The organism is Idiomarina piscisalsi, assembly GCF_003987095.1.
Classification (GTDB): Bacteria; Pseudomonadota; Gammaproteobacteria; order Enterobacterales; family Alteromonadaceae; genus Idiomarina; species Idiomarina piscisalsi.
Window position 1 is genome coordinate 555,071 of sequence record NZ_PIQA01000001.1, and the last position, 17,645, is coordinate 572,715.

A 17,645-nucleotide genomic window follows, 5' to 3' on the forward strand; every position below is an offset into this window, starting at 1 on the left:
ATTGTTCCACTCGCACTTAATTATAGTTTACTTTGCTGTTTGACAGCTGCTCGGAAATTCTCATAAACCGCTTGCAGCCACTGCTCAGAGACCATTGTATCATCTTGATAGACGCGTACTGCGGTATTCTCTCCAGACTCAAGCAGTCTAAATTCGTACTCACCCTCTTCAATATTCAGCGGTTCGTAGTCGTCGCCGCCAATAAACAAGAAGCCGCTGTCCGGTTCGCTGTAGCTAACAAAATAAGTACCGGTTTCACGGTTTAAATCTTCAACTTCAAAGCCAATGCTCTGTAACGCAAGGTTCACCAATGGCCATGCTTGATCAAAGCTATCTTCAACCAACAAGATATTTTCGCCAGAATCGGACTGCTGAGTAAGCTGGGTATCAATACCTTCAGCTTTAAGCTGTGCCACAGCCTGCTGTTGCTTACGGTTTACTTCAGAAATAATAGCATTAAGTAAGTCTGCTTCGAGGTTATTTCCGACTACTGGCGCAACATCCACCGTGCGACCATCAACTTTTTGCGTAAAGTTATCAATGTTAACTCGCAGTGACGTTGTACGCTTATGAGACTCAGTTTCCTGAATAATTTCGTAACGGAATGTACGCTCTTGTAGCTTATCCTCTTCACCACCAAAGCCGAGAAAACCACCCTCGCCGTCCAGTGTTTGCTGAAGACTCATCGTTTCAGTTAACCAGTGACCATCACTTTGCACGTCATAGCTAATACCACGACGCTCAAGCACCGTTTCTGCGGCCTCTTTTACAAATTCAGTAACAGAATCACCCATACCATCAACAATATCGAAATACGCCCGCGTTTCAGTTTCAGTCTCCAGTACCCGGCTACCTAGGCCTAATGGACGCACTTGTTGAGGGGCTGTAATGTTGACACGCTGCCCAATCGGAGCATTTTTTATATCGGTCTGCGGCACAGCGTAATCAGAATCCCGCTCAGGACGCTCAAGGTCACCAGGCAACGTCAAGGTATCCGTTGGTTGAATATTGACGTAATCAAAACCGCCACTGGCTCTTTCTCTATCTGCCGCGGAACAACCAGCAAGCGTCGCTGCGGTTAGCGCCAGGGCAAGGTAGGACAATTTCATTATGACTCCTGAGTATTAATAAGATTAGCTTTCTCTAACACCGACTCAATAATGGCCTGATTGGCCTCTTCTGGCGGTGTTAACGGAAGGCGATAATTGGCACTGCACCACCCCATGAGCGCTAACGCCCATTTGACCGGAATAGGATTAGATTCAATAAATAGCATGTCATGCAGCGGCGCTAGTTGTTCATCAAGTTTGTTTGCGGTCTCAGAGTCACCTTTAACGGCTGCATCAACCATGGCTTTCACCTGCTCTGGCGCTATATTTGCAGTGACGCTAATAACCCCATGACCACCTGCAAGCATAAACTCACGAGACGTTGGGTCATCCCCGCTTAGCAAAATAAAATCGTCACCGCAGCGCTTTTTAAGCTCGGTCACACGGCTGACATCGCCAGTTGCTTCTTTTACACCAACCACGCCTGGAATCTGCGCCAGCTTCTCTATGATATCCGGCGTCATGTCAGAGCAAGTTCTGCCCGGCACGTTATAAAGAATTTGAGGCTTGTCGGTAACGTCGGCACAGGCTTCGAAGTGCGCCATCAGTCCAGCCATAGAAGGCTTATTGTAATATGGTGTGACATTCAAAAAGCCGTCAACGCCGGCTTGGGTCATTTTTTCGGTCAGTTGCACGGCTTCACTGGTAGAGTTTGAACCATTTCCGGCAATAACACTTATACGCCCAGCGCTCAGCTCCACCACCGCATTGACCACATTAATATGCTCTTCGTGGGTTAATGTCGTTGACTCGCCTGTTGTTCCCACGGCAACAATAGCGTCGGTTCCTGCTTTTATATGTTGTTCTACCAGAAACTCAAGTTCGCTGTAGTCCACATTACCGTATTTGGTAAAAGGAGTGACCAGTGCAACGATACTGCCTTTCAGCATACCTTCTCCAAGTCCTAAATTTTGGGCAACAATGTTAATGCCAGCCCTAACGAAACACAAGTGATAGGAACGTATCTTAGTCAGAAGGTTCCGTAAACCTAAGAAAAACCGGACTAAGCTTTCCTAACGTATAAGCTGTTGGTTAAGATACCCCTATTCATTTATTGGAAGACTAAGGAGACCGTCATGAATACATTGCAAGCTGGCGACAAAGCGCCTGAGTTCACGCTACTAGACGCAAATGAAAACGAAGTATCGCTAAAAGACTTGCTGAAAGAACATCGCGTACTGGTTTACTTTTACCCGAAAGCCATGACACCAGGCTGCACCGTGCAAGCTCAAAACTTGCGAGACCAGCGTGACGAGTTGGCGAAGCATAACGTTGTTTCAGTGGGTATTAGCCCTGACGCTCCTAAGCGTTTGGCTAAGTTCACTGAACGTGACGAATTGAACTTCACCCTGCTTAGCGACGAAGATCATAAAGTTGCTGAAGACTTCGGTGTTTGGGGCCTGAAGAAATTTATGGGCAAAGAATACGACGGTATTCATCGTATTAGCTTTTTGGTTGAACAAGACGGAACCATTTCAAAGGTATTCAATAAGTTCAAAACCAAAGAACACCACGACGTGGTCTTAGAGCACCTGAAAAGCTAAGCTTTACTCATATTAGACACTAAGCCTCGTCACTTTATGACGAGGCTTTTTCTGTTTTCGCTTCCGTTTGTTCTATATTGCTAGTTCCGGTGTCCCAGGCGGTTATCACAGCTTTAACCAAGCTAGCCAGCGGGATCGCAAAGAACACACCCCAGAACCCCCAAATACCACCAAATATCAATACCGCAGCAATAATGTAGACCGGGTTTAAACTCACTGCTTCGGAGAACAGCAGCGGCACCAGTAAGTTACCATCGAGCGCCTGAATAATGAGATAAGCTACCGTTACCCACACAAACGGTGCCGTAGGTCCAAACTGGAACAACGCCACTAAAACAACAGGAATTGTGACCACCGCTGCACCAATGTACGGAATGAGCACCGAAAAGCCAACGAGAATAGCCAGTAACAAAGCAAACTGAAGCCCAAACAAGCTAAAGGTCACAAAGGACACTATCGCCACGACGATAATTTCAATAACCTTACCGCGAATGTAATTCATAATTTGCAGGTTCATTTCCTGCCCGACTTGCGTAATTAACGCCCGGTTAGACGGCAGTAACTTACTGAAGTTAGCCATTAACACATCACGGTCTTTCAGCATGAAAAAAATAAGCAGCGGCACGACGATTAAATAAACCAACATAGCCATAAGGTTTATTAACGAAGTGACAGAGACTGTTACCAGGCTTTCACCAAAACCAACGACACGATTCTTCAACGACTGAGTCAGTTCATTAATTTGGCTTTCATCGATAACGCTTGGGAACATTTCCGGCAGTTTATGCAACCATATTTGTAAGTTACCTATCATATTTGGCAACTCTTGAATAAGCATGGTGCTTTGCTGCCATATAACCGGAACCAATGTCAGCAGCACCAGAACTGCCAGCGCCAAAAACGCCACAAAAGTGATAATAGTGGCCGTTAACCGCGACATTCCCATATACATAAGCCGAGTTACCGGCCAGTCAAGCAGGTAAGCAAGTGCAATAGCAACAATAAGCGGCGCCAGTAAGTTACCAAACAGAACAATGACAACGACTGTCACCACCAGCAACAGGAATAAGGTAACCGCGTTAGGATCTGAAAACTTACGTTGATACCACTGCTTTATGTAATCAAACATGAACTGTTATCTCCCGGAGATTCTTACAAGGAATAGTATCAGTCCTTGCAATCTTTCCATAACCCCATAGAGTAAAAAGGAACTAAAGATGAAAAAATCACTCTTATCAGTGACAAAACCTGAGTATTTATAACTTCACCAATTGAGTCGTCGATGTATAAAACGCTGCTAAAAACTTTGCTGCCCGCTGTTATTGCTGTTACCACCTTTTTTACTGCATTTGCTTACAGCGCACAAGACAGTCGCAGACTTCCTGAAATAGGCACGACTGGCGCAGCATTTCTGAGCATTGAACGCGAGCAAGTGGTTGGCGACTTTTACATGCGTCAGGTGCGGGCGCAGGCGCCTATTATTTATGACCCGGTACTCGACAGCTACCTGAGCAATTTAGGGCAACGCCTAGTGCGCTACAGCAACGGTGTGAAATACCCCTTTAACTTTTTCTGGATACGCAATAACGAAATTAATGCCTTTGCGTTTATGGGTGGTTACGTAGGTGTGCATACCGGACTTATTCAGGAAGCCCGCACCGAGTCCGAGCTGGCCGCTGTACTCGGGCATGAAGTAGCTCACGTAACACAGCGCCATATTGTCCGCCGCATGCAAGAGCAGCAGCAAAATATGCCCGTGACCATTGCAGGCGTTATTGGCTCAATTCTCTTAGGTATGGCTAACCCGGAAGCCGGTATGGCCGGTTTGTATACGACATTGGGGGCAACTGGACAGTCGCAAATTAACTACACGCGCCTGTATGAAAAAGAAGCTGACCGCATTGGTTTGTCTGTTCTGTTAGCCGCTGGCTTTGATCCCATGGGGGCTCCGGATTTTTTCGGTCGTTTAGCGGAAAAGTATCGTTACGTCAGTAAACCACCGGAAATGCTCATGACTCACCCGCTCCCCGAATCACGTATTGCTGACACTCGAGCACGAGCGGAGTCGATGCGCCGTATCGATGTAAAACCCAGTCTTGAGTTTGCATTAGCGAAAGCTCGTGTTGAAGCTCGCTACGCGGGTAATCCGTCAGTTTCCGATTTTCAGGATATGGCGAACAGCAGTAACCCAATTAACCAACGTGCCGGCACTTATGGCCTGGCGATAATTGCTCTCGACCGGGGCCATTACAACACAGCTTCAGAGCATATCAACACCTTGCTTAAAGACGAGCCGAACAACCCATTTTACATAGATGTTCAAACTGACATTTTGTTGGGGCAGGAAAACTACGAATACGTTATGGATTGGCTGGAAGGTAAGTATATCCGTCAGCCGACAGAGCCTGTTATTACCATTAACTTTGCCAATGCGGCACTTACATCCGGCAACGGTAAGCTCGCTGAAAAGCTATTGCGCGAGTTTTTGCTGCAAAACCCGAACCACCCGTTAGCACTCGACTTACTGACCCGCGTGTATGAGAAAAGTGGGAAGCGAGCCGCCATGTACGAAACTCGCGCCGAGGCATTGGCGTTACGTGGTAACTTTTCGCTGGCCATTAATCAGCTCCACACAGCGCATAACCACACGGACAATGATATTACCCGTAAGCGCATTAACGCTCGCATAGACCAACTGCGAGCGCTCGAAAACCAAGCCAGAAACATTATGTGATGTTACTCGGCGCCCACAGCGTTATTCAGGGAGTCCAACGTTTGCTCGCCCATGAGCGGTCCATCAACACTGCCATCCGGTCGGATCACATAGGTTGCCGGCAGCATATTGGGTCGCTCGAATGGAAATGCGGGTGCCGGCTGAGTCAGTGACAGCGGAAATTCAATACCGTGCTTTTTCTTCAATGCGGCTAAATCTTCATTCGACATAGGATCAAAGCTGACACCAATAAGCGTGACGTTTTCAGGCTTTTGGTGGTGAAACTCATTCAGTTCGGGTAGCTCTCTTAAGCACGGAGCGCACCACTCGGCAAAATAGTTAACCACCACCGTTTGCCCCTGCATTGAAGACCAGTCGTAAGTGTTACCAGTATCGGTCGTGACATCGACTGACTCAGAGCAGCCCAACAGCATAAAAGAAGCAACGAAAGCAATGACTGCGAGTTTCATTCTTAACCCCGTTTAGTTAGTATTAGTGCATTACGAGAGACTACAAGGTACGACAAAAATGAGTGAAGTAACAATTTATCATAACCCACGTTGTTCAAAATCAAGACAAACCCTTGAGCTTCTCAAAGAGAAGTCTATTGAACCAGAAGTTGTCGAGTACCTCAAAACTCCGCCAAACGCTGCTGAATTAAAAGACATTCTGAGCAAACTTGGACTTTCTGCAGACGAGCTTATGCGGAAAAAAGAGGCTATCTACAAAGAATTGGGGCTTGCTGGTGTCAGTGACGAGAATGAACTGATTACCGCCATGGTCAATAACCCTAAGCTTATCGAACGCCCTATAGTCATTAAAGGCGATAAGGCGGCTATTGGACGGCCTCCGGAGTCGGTACTGGATATTCTTTAATGGCGAGAGTTCTAATCCTCTATTACAGCCGCAGTGGAGCAACCCAGCAGTTAGCCGACGCTATTGCTGAAGGTGTTGCGAGCACTGGTGGCGAGGCCGTATTGAGAACCGTTAATACGGCCAGTGATGCTGCCAGCGAACGCGATCTCGATGTCAGCAACGATGACTTAGAGCAATGCGATGCACTGATTCTTGGCAGCCCTACACGCTTCGGGCACATGGCCTCAAGCTTACAGAAGTTCTGGGAAGGCACATCTGCCCAGTGGTTATCCGCTACCTTAGCCGACAAACCCGGAGCTGTCTTTACCTCGTCCAGCTCGTTACATGGCGGTCAGGAGTCGACCTTACTAAGCCTGGCTCTGCCGTTGTTGCATCACGGTATGCTGCTGGTGGGTTTGCCCTACTCTGAGCCCGCCCTGCATAAAACCGAGTTTGGCGGGTCTCCTTATGGTGCCAGTCATGTCGACGGCTCAGGTAAACTCACCGAGCATGAACGTCAACTTGCGGTTGCTTTGGGTAAACGCGTTGCCTCAGCCGCTCAAAAGCTAATGTCTTAGGATTTTTTCATGCCAACATCTCCACAGTTTTATCGTGTCTTAACGCAGCTTTGTTATTGGCCCCTGCTGGCTCTTGTCATCTTGTGGCATAGCCTACCAAGTTCGGAGCCGGCATCCTTGCCTACTTTGCTTTCTTTGCTGTTTTGGGTATTACCGCTGCTATTCCCGCTAACGGGGCTTGTGCGCGGTAAGCCATACACGCACGCCTGGGCGAACTTTATTCTGATGCTTTACTTTCTGCATGCTTTAACCACTTTATGGACACACCCGGATGAGCGCGTATGGGCTGCGTTAGAGTTACTTTTTGCGGTTGGTGCTTTTATCGGAGCAACGGGTTTTGCCCGCTATAAAGGTCGCGAATTAGGATTGGGCTTAAAGAAATTGAAAGATCAGGACTAAACCGACAAGATCTTTTTAATAAAGGGTATGGTTAAACGGCGTTGATAGGTAATCGACGCCTTATCCAACTCGTTCAACGTATTCATTAACTCGCGCATTGAGCGCCCCAGGCGTTGTATCATGAAAGCCGCAACATCATCGGGTAATTCCAGCCCCCGAAATTGTGCTCGTAAGGACAGTACCTGTGCTTTGTCTTCATCGGTTAATGGCTGTAGCTGAAAAGCCGTCGCCCACTGAAAACGGGAGTGTAAATCGGGCAAACTGACTTTTGTTTTTACTGCAGACTGTTGCGCGGTCATAACTAAGCGGCTGTATTCGTTGTCAGTTACGCGATTAATCAGTGCAAACAGCTCATAACACCAACTCTCATTGTCGGTGACGCGGTCGACGTCGTCGAGGCAAATAATACTGGCCTGCTCTGCCCCCTGAAGCACAGCGCCGGGCTGAACTTCGACAAGTTCCTTTAGCGGGAAGTAAAACACGCGGTTAGTGTTAGACGAAGAGGCAACCAGACTGTGCAGTAAATGACTCTTGCCAACACCCTCAGGCCCGGAAAGCCAGGTCAGCTGTTCACTGGTTTCTAACGGTGCCTGTTTTTGAGGCAACGTATGCAACCATTTTAACGCCGTTTCATTACTGCCTTTGTGAAAGGTTTCAAAGGTCTCATCGTCAGGTAACTGAACGGCTAAAGGCAACTGCTGAGGAGGCATTAATTGCCCCCACGCCATTCATAAGTCTGTACCTGATTCTCGCTCATACTGACAAAAGGCCCCATGTCACGCACCTTTAGCCGACCATCGAGATTTATTGACTGGATAACATGATCTAACGAGCCATTAATAACAATATCGAACTCTGAAAGTTCCTGTGAGTAATGCTTTAATGTCACGTCCTGCACTGACACAATACTTTTTAAGAACGACTCAAGCGCCAATACATGCTGGAGTTTATTGAGCCCTTCCACCTTTATGGCCATGGTTTGGCTCACACTTTCGTCCGACGCTGTCACGCTGTATATAGAAGACAGCTTAGCCATTAACTGTTGCATTAAAGGCTCTGCCAACCAATCTTTGCTTGTTGAGGAGACTTTACCGTACAGACGTCTGTCTCCCACTTCCACAGACCAGTCCAACACCCATGGCTCCTCGTTATCCGAGTTACGCATTATTTTTCCGACAAAAAGTCCATCAGAACCGTAACGCTTAGACGTTTCTTTAATAGGCTGCATAAAGCGCGCCCATACATCGGTTGGCGAAATCGTAAAAGAGTCCGTTAAATCCATTAAAGGCATACGTATTGGCAAACTTAACTGGCGTGCGAAAAAGTTGAGTTGCTGCTGAAAAACCGACTGTCCGGAACTGTCGAGTATGGTTCTGCGACCATCTTCGTTTTCAATGACAATCCACATTAGCAACTCTGGGCGACGACTGCCCCAATAGGGCAGTTGATGTTCGGCTAACAGTGAACGTACTTTGGTACCATCGAAAGTCGCTGTTAATGTGCGTTGCCCCTGGTTTTCACTGTAACCGTACTGAATGAGGTAGTTACTGACGCTGCGTAGCGCCCGCTCAACCGCTTCGTGCTCGATAGACTCAGGTTGTCCGGTCACTTTCAAAATAACCCGCTCAAACGCTTCTCGAATGGCTTGTTGCCGATGCGAATTACTTTGCGAGGCAACTTCAACCTCCGCTGAATACAGGTTATCAACCAGCTTTGCCTGAGCGCTGCCGTTATAGAGCATGGTCAGCAATGTAATTGACGCAATAAAAGCAAAGCGACTTAGCAACCGTGACATGACATCATCCTAATAAGACTTTGAGAGCATATTAAACAGCCAAAACCAGAACAGCAAGTAACAACTTGTGGATAAGCTTGTGGGAATCTCCCCTATGAAAAAAAGGCAACTGACGCTATGATTGCCTTAAATTCAAAAACAGCGGTAAAGACATGCTAAAACAACAACTTCGGGGAATCAGCTCACTGCTTACCAGCATCAGTCTCATTGGTGTTGTAGTGGGTATGACCAGTACCCTGTTAAGTTTACGTGCCACTATCGAAGATTTCGGTACTTTGGTTACCGGTTTTATCATGTCAGCCTATTTTATCGGCTACCTATTTGGGTCAACCCGAGCACCTAAAGACATTCGCCGTGTCGGTTACATCCGGTCTCTGGGAGGCTTAGCAGCTCTCGCCGCGGCCAGCATCTTAGTTCAGGCAATATGGGTGGATCCAATTGTTTGGTTTGTTATGCGTTTTATTACCGGTTTCGCCATTTCCGGTATTTTCGTCATTGTTGAAAGCTGGTTGAATACCATGGCCGACAATAAAAGCCGCGGCACGCTGCTTTCAATCTACTTAGTTATTATATACTCAGGCCTTATTGCCGGACAGTTAATTTTAGGCGTAGCTGATCCAGCCGGATTTGTCGCGTTCGCTATTGTGGCGCTTCTTATCAACTTAGCATTAATTCCAATACTCGTGAGCGTGACGGTAGAGCCAACCACACATGACAGTCGAAAGGTCCCTATTTCATTGTTGTTCAAAACGGTACCACTGGGTGTTGTTAACTCCTTCGTTATTCAAGCCTGTTACGCGATGTTCTACGGTATCGGCCCCATGTATGCATCCTATATTGGATTAAACGTCTTTCAAATTACTGTCTTTATGGCGTCGTTTATTTTTGGTGGCTTGCTCTCGCAAGCACCATTTGGATTGCTGTCAGATAGAATCGACCGTCGTTTTGTTATTGCTATTTGTGCCGGCGGTGGTACTGGAATGGCCGTCATTTTGTCCCAACTGGGCCCATCCAACGCTATACTGATATACGTCGCCGTGGCTCTATTGGGCGCCTTTATTTTACCGATGTACTCGTTAGGTATGGCTCATACCAACGACTATTTGGAAAAAGATCAAATGCTTGGTGCAACAGGCGCCCTTATAAAAATCAGCGGGGCAGGATCTATCATCGGCGCACCAGCGGTTGCGGCTCTGATGCAATTTGGTGCAATTAACTTCTTCTTTTTACTATTGGCTGGCTTAACGTCTTTTATTTGCTTGTACGCTATGTATCGCGTGACTCGTCGTGCAAAAGCAGAAGACCAGTTGCACAGCAACTTCGCTATTTTGGCACCGTCGCAAACCTCTGACGAGCTATTAACGTCAATGGCGGAAGAAGCACCTGAGACGCCCGAAGAAGACGAAGACGACGAGGATAGCGAAATCGACGGTAACGCTATCCTTCGTTAATAGCACGTTATTTTTCAGCCAGTAAGTCGTTGACCCACTCAGCGGCTTGCTGCAGTATCGCGTCTAAATGCTCTTCCCCAACGAAGCTTTCAGCGTATATTTTATAAACAGGCTCTGTGCCTGACGGGCGTGCCGCGAACCAACCGTTCTCAGTAGTCACTTTAATACCGCCAAACTGCGCGTCGTTCCCTTTCGCTTTGGTCGTAATATCCGTCACAGCTTCATCAGCAAGCGTTGGCAACTTCACTTTATAAGCACGAATGCCTTTAAAGCGCTGATTCATTTCTGTTGAGGATGCTGTATCGACCCGGCGATAAAACGACGTACCATGCTGCTCGCACAGTTCGTCATAATATTGACTGGGGTTCTTGCCCGTTGTCGCCAGAATCTCAGCGGCCAGCAAGGCTAAAACAATACCATCTTTGTCAGTCGTCCAGGTATCACCATTGCGGTCCAGCATGGTTGCTCCGGCACTCTCTTCACCGGCAAATGCAATACTCTTATCCGCCAAGCCTTCCGCAAACCATTTAAAACCAACCGGCACTTCCATGAGCTGACGACCATTCGCTGCGACAACTCGGTCTATCATGGCGCTGGACACCAATGTTTTACCAATAGCGGCAGCGTCTGACCAGGAGCGGTGCTTACATAAATAGTCGATAGCCACTGACAAATAATGGTTCGGATTCATTAAACCATGCGTTGGAGTCACGATACCGTGACGATCATAGTCCGGGTCATTACCCATGCCTAAGTCGTATTTGTCTTTCAGCTCCAGCAGTGACGCCATGGCATGAGGTGACGAGCAGTCCATGCGAATCTTTTCGTCTTTATCGAGCGACATAAACGAGAAGGTCGCATCGACCACCGCATTTTTTACATCAATATTTAGCCCATAATGCTCAGCTATTTGCAGCCAGTATTTCGCACCCGAGCCGCCCATGGCATCAACGCCCAGCGTTAAGTTAGCTTTCGCAATAACGTCCATGTCCACACAGTCGGTTAGGTGCTCAATGTAATCTTTGCGCCAGTCCACAAACGTCAAATCAGGGTGCTCGAGAACGTCTTCGCTTTCGCAGGTATTTACGCCAATAAGTCCTGACGACAACAACGCATTTGCGTACTTTTCAATGGTCTTAGTGGCGTCACCGCCCGCTGGGCCACCGTGTGGCGGGTTGTATTTGAAGCCGCCGTCCTGCGGTGGGTTGTGCGACGGCGTAATAACCACGCCATCAGCTTTGGCACTGTTTTTCATGTTCCACTGAATAACCGCTCGACTCAATACCGGTGTTGGCGTGTAGTCGTGCTCTGCCTGAACATGCACTTCCAGACCGTTGCCTAAAAACACATCTAAAGCACTTAAATACGCCGACTCAGACAGTGCGTGAGTATCTTTAGCCACCAAAATAGGACCGGTAATGCCCTGCTCTTCGCGGTACGCACAAATCGCCTGTGCTATCGCCAAAATATGTGCTTCATTAAAGGAACGCTTTAACGAACTACCACGGTGACCCGAAGTACCAAAACTGACTTTTTGCTCTGCTTTACGTGGGTCTGGCTCGTACACATAGTAGGCACTGGTCAACTGTGCAATGTTGGTTAAGTCACTAGCTTGCGCCAACTGCCCGGCGCGCGATGAATTTGCCATTATAAAAAATCCCTTATCTTTTCTGCATCAGCAGAGCTGTAGCCTAACGTCTTTGCAACCTGCGTCAGCATTGACTTTTTCTTGGTCGTATTGGTGTTGGTTATAACCCAGTACGGCGCATCGGGTATTTGTTTCGGATTGGTGCTGTTACCGGTGCTCAGTAGCGCGTCTTCGGTGCGCGCAAAGTACTGACGGTCACGGCCGCGTATGTCCAACACATCAGCAAAACGGTCACTGTGACTTTTGTACAGCATGCTTAATATGTATAAAAAACGGGAGACGACACTCTTTTGAATGCGCACGTCCTGCTCATTCAAGCGGTTAAAAACACTGTCTGTTTTCGTCTTTTCCGGCTTGGCAGATGCCGGCTCTGTTGTTCTATCAACATCCAGCAGACGGCGAAGAATATCGGAAGCACTTTCTCCAATTTCGCGAGTGTGGCTAGCTATATAGGCGTACAAATCGTCGTCAATGTCTATCCGTTTCATTATTAATGACCGACCTCTAATAAACCATTATGTATGGCTTTGTCGCTTGCATCGGCACCACAAAGCCTTGAAAATAGACCGCAAAGTTTATCACTAAAGGCGACTCGATGGCAGACTCTAAACAATTGAATCATGAAACGCTTGGTAACTCTAAGAACCCGGCGGTTATCATCATTCACGGACTTTTTGGCGACAAAGACAACCTCAAGCGACTGGCTCGCGAGCTAGAGTCTGACTTTTTCTGTGTCTTGCCAGACGTCAGAAACCATGGCGACTCATTCCACAGCAATGATATGACCTATCCAAGCATGGCCAAAGACATCATTGCTTTGGCGGACGATCTTAACCTCGACAAGTTTCATCTGGTGGGTCACTCCATGGGGGGGAAGATTGCTATGGAAGTTGCCATGAGTTCCCCTGAGCGTGTCTTGTCAGCGGTCTTTGTCGATATATCCCCCGCTGCTTATGAAGGCACCCATGACCGCATTATGGACGCGTTGTGTGGGCTAGACCTTTCTCAGGTTAAAAGCCGAGGTGACGCAGACAAGCAGCTGGCCGATGCCATTGCTGAAAAAGGCGTGCGTCAGTTTCTGCTGAAAAACCTGAAACGCACCGACGACGGTTATCAGTGGCGCTTAAACATTAACGCACTGAAAGAGTGCTACAGTGAAATCTCAGGTGCTGTAAGTGAAAATACCTACGATGGAAAAGCGCTTTTTATTAAAGGCGGAAACTCGAATTACCTGACAGAGAAACACGAAGACGCCGTGAAAAAACGTTTTTCCAATGCATCAGTTAAGGTTATCGATGACACAGGTCATTGGCTACACGCCGAAAAACCTCGTATATTTAACCGTTTGGTGCGCGACTTTCTAACAGCCTAAGGTCGCTACTTTACCGACTTTATGCTATTCTACGGCGGCTTAAAATAAGTCCCGTATTAGTGACAGATGTCAGCAAGGAGTCGTTGTATGTTGGCTGAATATTATGAACAACTCGAAATTCTTGGTACCAATATAACGCTTGGAATTCTTTTCTTGCTGATTGGTCTGGCAATACGAGACGTTTTAAAACGCTCCTCAGTACCCAAGTTTGGCCAAATTATTGTTTGGCTAGTATTATTCCTGGGTTGTTTTGGCTTCATTGCAAAAGGCATTATCCAAGTCCTGTGGGAGTCGGGTATTTAAAAATTATTTACGTCACTGAATGGTTGCGTTCTATTTAATTACGAAATAATCCATTCAGTATTGTTGATTCGTATAAACAGGTGAAAATAATTTATGGCAACGGTTGGAATTTTCTTTGGTAGCGATACAGGCAACACAGAAGCCGTCGCTCAGATGATTCAAAAAGAGCTTGGAAAAAAGCTGGTCGATGTAAAAGACATCGCTAAATCCAGCAAAGAAGACATTGCCAATTACGATTTACTGCTGTTCGGTATCCCAACATGGTACTACGGCGAAGCTCAGTGCGACTGGGACGACTTTTTCCCCGAACTGGAAGAAATCGACTTTACCGATAAATTAGTCGGCATTTTTGGCTGTGGTGATCAGGAAGACTATGCAGAATATTTCCTTGACGCTATGGGCATGGTGCGTGACATTGTTGAAGCTAAAGGCGGCATTATTATTGGTCACTGGCCAACTGAAGGCTACAACTTTGAAGACTCTAAAGGCTTGGTCGATGACGACCACTTTGTCGGTCTGGGTATTGACGAAGACAGACAGCCGGAGCTGACCAAAGAGCGCGTTAAAAAGTGGTGCGAACAAGTCTACGAAGAAATGTGCCTGGCAGAACTGGCAAATGACAGTTAATACAGGGTATGCTGTTTACTAAGTTTGACTGAGATTAAGAATAATTATGGCGAGTAACGACGAACAGTTAAAAAAAGCAGGCTTAAAAGTCACGTCCCCACGCATGAAAATTCTGGAGATTCTAAAACAGCCAGAGAACCAGCACATTAGCGCTGAGGACGTGTACAAAATCCTGCTTGAGCAAAAAGACGAAATCGGCTTGGCCACGGTTTATCGTGTTCTGAACCAGTTTGACGATGCAGGCATTATTACTCGTCACCACTTTGAAGGTGGTCGCTCGGTTTTCGAACTGAGCGCTAAAGAGCACCATGACCATTTAGTATGCCTGACCTGCGGTCACGTTTTTGAGTTTGAAGACGACGTCATCGAAGACCGCCAGGAAAAGGTAGCTACCGCGAATAAGCTCAAATTGACCAACCACAGCTTGTATTTGTACGGCGAGTGTCAGCGCGGTGAAAACTGTGAGTACAAACTGGCAATAGAGGCAGAATAGTATGGCATTGCGATGGCTCATTTATGGTGCCTACGGGTATTCAGGGAAGCTTATCGCACATCAAGCCAAACGCCGAGGTTACCACCCTATTCTCGCCGGTCGTAATGAAGCGTCACTGGAGCCAGTGGCGCGTCATCTCGAATTTGCATACCGCAGTTTCCCGCTAGACAATATCGACACTCTTAAAAGCCAACTGAGCGATGTCGATTTAGTTCTGAATTGCGCCGGGCCGTTTAGCAAAACAGCCGCCCCTCTTATTCAAGCTTGTATCGATACCAAAACACATTACCTGGATATTACCGGGGAAATTGATGTGTTCGAATACGCCCACTCCAAACATCAGGCAGCCAAAGACGCCGGTATTGTACTATGTCCTGGTGTTGGCTTTGACGTTATTCCAACCGACTGTGTGGCGGCGCGTTTAAACGCACAAATGCCCGAAGCAACGCGCTTAAAACTCGGCTTTGATTCCGGCTCGCGCATGAGTCGCGGCACCGCTAAAACCAGTATTGAACGCTTAGGCCGCGGTGGCGCTGCGCGGGTAAATGGACAAATCGTCGATGTACCGCACGCCTGGCATTCGCAATGGATAGACTTTGGTAACGGTAAAAAATGCGCCATGACCATTCCGTGGGGCGACGTTTCAACCGCTTACTACACCACTGACATTCCCAACATTGAGGTGTACATTCCGGCCAGCCCGCGTTTAGTCAAGAAAATGCGCCGCATGAACTGGTTCCGCTTTGTCTTTAACTGGAAGTGGGTACAGCGCAAACTGAAGCAAAAGCTCGAGTCTCAGCCAGTAGGTCCGGAAGAGAAGGAACGAAAAGACAACCCAACCTATGTTTGGGGCGAAATTTCAGATGACCGCGGCAACAAGAAAGAGCGGCGCGTAAAAGTGAAAAACGGTTACTCGTTAACAGCCGAAGGTGCTGTTGAGTTGGCCGTGCATACCTTAAGCCAGAAACACACAGGGGGCTTTTACACCCCCTCTCGTTTATACGGCGCTAAGCTACTGGACCAATTTACGATTCAGTAGCCTGTTGCTGCTCTATTTTCGCCCAGCTGTCTCGTAAGCCGACCGTTTGGTTGAAAATAAGACGCCCTTCTTTCTCGGCATCCGTATCTAAGCAGTAGTAACCCAGGCGTTCAAACTGAAAGTTTTCACCCAGTTTTGCATTTTCCAGGTTCGCTTCCACAAAGCCCTTCTTAATGACCAAAGACTCTGGGTTCAGCGTTGAGAATAAGTCTTCTTCGGCAGCCGGGTTTGGCACCTGGAATAAGCGATCGTACACACGGAACTCCGCTTCCTTCGCCGTTTCTGCCGACACCCAGTGAATGACACCTTTGACCTTACGACCGTCGGCAGGATCTTTGCCCAGCGTATCAGCGTCGTAGTGACAGTAAATGGTCGTGATGTTGCCGTCAGCGTCCTTTTCAACTCTATCGGCTCGAATAACGTACGCATTTCTTAAGCGCACTTCCTTATCCAACACCAGGCGTTTGAACTTTTTATTCGCTGACTCACGGAAATCTTCGCGCTCTATCCAAAGTTCGCGGCTGAACGTAACGTCACGCTCGCCCATTTCTGGTTTATTCGGGTGGTTTGGCGCATTCAGCGACTCGGTTTGGTCTTCCGGGTAGTTTTCAATAACGATTTTTACCGGATCCATCACTGCCATTGCTCGCGGCGCATTTTCGTTTAAGTCGTCACGGATACAGGCTTCGAGCATGCTCATTTCAACCTGGTTATCCATTTTCGTGACACCAATACGACGGCAGAACTCACGAATAGACTCTGGTGTGTAACCACGGCGGCGCAAGCCAGCAATACTGGCAACACGGGGGTCATCCCATCCGGTTACTTTGCCTTCTTCCACCAATGTATTAATAATGCGCTTGCTCATCACCGTGTATTGCAGATTTAAGCGCGAAAACTCAATTTGCTGCGGGTGGCAGTCAATGCTGATGTTGTCCAACACCCAGTCGTACAGACGACGGTTGTCCTGGAACTCCAACGTACATAAAGAGTGCGTAATACCTTCCAACGCATCAGAAATACAGTGGGTAAAGTCGTACATTGGGTAGACACACCACTTGTCACCGGTTTGGTGATGATGCGCAAAACGCACACGGTAAATAACCGGGTCACGCATACACATAAACGGCGAGCTCATATCAATTTTGGCACGCAGCGCTGCTTTGCCTTCTTCGTACTTACCGGCGGTCATGTCAGCAAAGTGCTTCAGGTTCTCTTCCACTGAAGTATCACGATAAGGACTGTTTTTACCCGGTTCCTTTAAAGTGCCACGCATTTCGCGCATTTCTTCCTGCGGCGAAAAGTCGACATAGGCCAAGCCTTTCTCGATAAGCTCTACCGCATAGGCGTGTAGCTGATCAAAGTAATTTGACGAATAACGGGGCTCGCCTTCCCACTGATACCCCAGCCACTCAACGTCCTGCTTAATCGAATTAACGTAGTCGACCTTTTCTTTCAAAGGGTTGGTGTCGTCAAAACGTAAGTTACAGGTACCTTTGTAGTCTTCCGCAATACCAAAGTTCAGAACTATCGACTTGGCATGACCAATATGCAGAAAGCCATTCGGCTCCGGCGGAAAACGGGTATGCACCGTAGAGTGTTTACCACTGGCCAAATCTTTATCGATAATTTGGCGAATAAAGTTACTGGGACGAGAATCGGTATCAGCCATTAAGTTTTTGTCTCCGCTACAGAATGAACACGGGAAATTAGAAAGGC

20 protein-coding genes are annotated in these 17,645 nt (G+C 47.5%); 11 read left to right on the plus strand and 9 right to left on the minus strand.

Annotation, left to right across the window (positions count from 1 at the left end; genetic code table 11):
- Positions 1–20: 20 nt before the first annotated feature.
- Positions 21–1,109 (minus strand): outer membrane protein assembly factor BamC, encoded by a 1,089-nt coding sequence (gene bamC, locus CWI73_RS02780; protein ID WP_126751444.1) that lies wholly within the window; start codon positions 1,107–1,109, stop codon positions 21–23.
- Positions 1,109–1,999, minus strand: coding sequence for a 4-hydroxy-tetrahydrodipicolinate synthase (dapA, locus tag CWI73_RS02785; RefSeq protein WP_126751445.1), 891 nt, complete (start codon positions 1,997–1,999; stop codon positions 1,109–1,111). Before dapA ends, bamC begins: the two co-directional genes overlap by 1 nt.
- A gap of 186 nt (positions 2,000–2,185) precedes the next feature.
- Between dapA and bcp the strand changes: the two genes are divergently transcribed.
- Entirely contained in the window at positions 2,186–2,653 is a 468-nt protein-coding gene (gene bcp, locus CWI73_RS02790; RefSeq protein ID WP_126751446.1) for a thioredoxin-dependent thiol peroxidase, read from the plus strand.
- 34 nt (positions 2,654–2,687) lie between these two features.
- On the opposite strand, the gene CWI73_RS02795 is transcribed toward bcp, so the two are convergent.
- Complete coding sequence (locus CWI73_RS02795) at positions 2,688–3,782, minus strand: AI-2E family transporter (RefSeq protein WP_126751447.1); 1,095 nt, start codon at positions 3,780–3,782, stop codon at positions 2,688–2,690.
- A 153-nt stretch (positions 3,783–3,935) separates the two neighbouring features.
- Here CWI73_RS02795 and bepA point away from each other — a divergent pair, with 153 nt between their 5' ends.
- Positions 3,936–5,387, plus strand: a complete 1,452-nt coding sequence (bepA, locus tag CWI73_RS02800; RefSeq protein ID WP_126751448.1) for a beta-barrel assembly-enhancing protease — start codon at positions 3,936–3,938, stop codon at positions 5,385–5,387.
- Between the two features lie 2 nt (positions 5,388–5,389).
- Here the strand turns inward: bepA and CWI73_RS02805 are convergent, their stop codons facing one another.
- Positions 5,390–5,836, minus strand: a complete 447-nt coding sequence (locus CWI73_RS02805) for a TlpA disulfide reductase family protein (RefSeq protein WP_126751449.1) — start codon at positions 5,834–5,836, stop codon at positions 5,390–5,392.
- Positions 5,837–5,894: 58 nt separating this feature from the next.
- Between CWI73_RS02805 and arsC the strand changes: the two genes are divergently transcribed.
- From arsC to CWI73_RS02820, 3 genes are read left to right on the plus strand one after another with little or no spacing between them, the layout of a single operon-like run.
- The gene (arsC, locus tag CWI73_RS02810) at positions 5,895–6,242 is read left to right on the plus strand and encodes an arsenate reductase (glutaredoxin) (protein ID WP_053952338.1); all 348 of its coding nucleotides are present in this window, start codon (positions 5,895–5,897) and stop codon (positions 6,240–6,242) included.
- Positions 6,242–6,799 (plus strand): NAD(P)H:quinone oxidoreductase, encoded by a 558-nt coding sequence (wrbA, locus tag CWI73_RS02815; protein WP_126751450.1) that lies wholly within the window; start codon positions 6,242–6,244, stop codon positions 6,797–6,799. Before arsC ends, wrbA begins: the two co-directional genes overlap by 1 nt.
- A 9-nt stretch (positions 6,800–6,808) precedes the next feature.
- Positions 6,809–7,198, plus strand: a complete 390-nt coding sequence (locus CWI73_RS02820; RefSeq protein WP_126751451.1) for a DUF2069 domain-containing protein — start codon at positions 6,809–6,811, stop codon at positions 7,196–7,198.
- Here CWI73_RS02820 and hda read toward each other — a convergent pair.
- Entirely contained in the window at positions 7,195–7,908 is a 714-nt protein-coding gene (gene hda, locus CWI73_RS02825; RefSeq protein ID WP_126751784.1) for a DnaA regulatory inactivator Hda, read from the minus strand. The genes CWI73_RS02820 and hda overlap by 4 nt on opposite strands.
- The gene (locus CWI73_RS02830) at positions 7,908–8,993 is read right to left on the minus strand and encodes a DUF2066 domain-containing protein (protein ID WP_126751452.1); all 1,086 of its coding nucleotides are present in this window, start codon (positions 8,991–8,993) and stop codon (positions 7,908–7,910) included. The genes hda and CWI73_RS02830 overlap by 1 nt, the downstream gene beginning before the upstream one ends.
- Positions 8,994–9,145: 152 nt before the next feature.
- On the opposite strand from CWI73_RS02830, the gene CWI73_RS02835 reads away from it, so the two are divergent.
- Positions 9,146–10,444: an MFS transporter gene (locus CWI73_RS02835; protein WP_126751453.1), complete on the plus strand. Its 1,299-nt coding sequence runs from the start codon at positions 9,146–9,148 to the stop codon at positions 10,442–10,444.
- A gap of 7 nt (positions 10,445–10,451) precedes the next feature.
- Here the strand turns inward: CWI73_RS02835 and pgm are convergent, their stop codons facing one another.
- Both pgm and CWI73_RS02845 read right to left on the minus strand, forming a co-directional pair.
- Positions 10,452–12,092, minus strand: a complete 1,641-nt coding sequence (gene pgm, locus CWI73_RS02840) for a phosphoglucomutase (alpha-D-glucose-1,6-bisphosphate-dependent) (RefSeq protein ID WP_126751454.1) — start codon at positions 12,090–12,092, stop codon at positions 10,452–10,454.
- Positions 12,092–12,580 (minus strand): replication initiation regulator SeqA, encoded by a 489-nt coding sequence (locus tag CWI73_RS02845; RefSeq protein WP_126751455.1) that lies wholly within the window; start codon positions 12,578–12,580, stop codon positions 12,092–12,094. Before CWI73_RS02845 ends, pgm begins: the two co-directional genes overlap by 1 nt.
- A gap of 107 nt (positions 12,581–12,687) precedes the next feature.
- On the opposite strand from CWI73_RS02845, the gene CWI73_RS02850 reads away from it, so the two are divergent.
- The 5 genes from CWI73_RS02850 (at position 12,688) to CWI73_RS02870 (ending at position 15,926) form a co-directional block, all read left to right on the plus strand.
- Positions 12,688–13,464: an alpha/beta fold hydrolase gene (locus CWI73_RS02850; RefSeq protein ID WP_126751456.1), complete on the plus strand. Its 777-nt coding sequence runs from the start codon at positions 12,688–12,690 to the stop codon at positions 13,462–13,464.
- 87 nt (positions 13,465–13,551) lie between these two features.
- Positions 13,552–13,767, plus strand: a complete 216-nt coding sequence (locus CWI73_RS02855) for a DUF2788 domain-containing protein (RefSeq protein WP_053952347.1) — start codon at positions 13,552–13,554, stop codon at positions 13,765–13,767.
- 93 nt (positions 13,768–13,860) lie between these two features.
- The gene (fldA, locus tag CWI73_RS02860) at positions 13,861–14,394 is read left to right on the plus strand and encodes a flavodoxin FldA (RefSeq protein ID WP_126751457.1); all 534 of its coding nucleotides are present in this window, start codon (positions 13,861–13,863) and stop codon (positions 14,392–14,394) included.
- A gap of 46 nt (positions 14,395–14,440) precedes the next feature.
- On the plus strand, positions 14,441–14,887 hold the full coding sequence (fur, locus tag CWI73_RS02865) for a ferric iron uptake transcriptional regulator (RefSeq protein ID WP_126751458.1): 447 nt from the start codon (positions 14,441–14,443) through the stop codon (positions 14,885–14,887).
- A gap of 1 nt (position 14,888) precedes the next feature.
- Positions 14,889–15,926, plus strand: coding sequence for a saccharopine dehydrogenase family protein (locus CWI73_RS02870; RefSeq protein WP_126751459.1), 1,038 nt, complete (start codon positions 14,889–14,891; stop codon positions 15,924–15,926).
- On the opposite strand, the gene glnS is transcribed toward CWI73_RS02870, so the two are convergent.
- Positions 15,913–17,598, minus strand: coding sequence for a glutamine--tRNA ligase (glnS, locus tag CWI73_RS02875; RefSeq protein ID WP_126751460.1), 1,686 nt, complete (start codon positions 17,596–17,598; stop codon positions 15,913–15,915). The two genes, CWI73_RS02870 and glnS, sit on opposite strands and share 14 nt — an antisense overlap.
- Positions 17,599–17,645 lie beyond the last annotated feature (47 nt).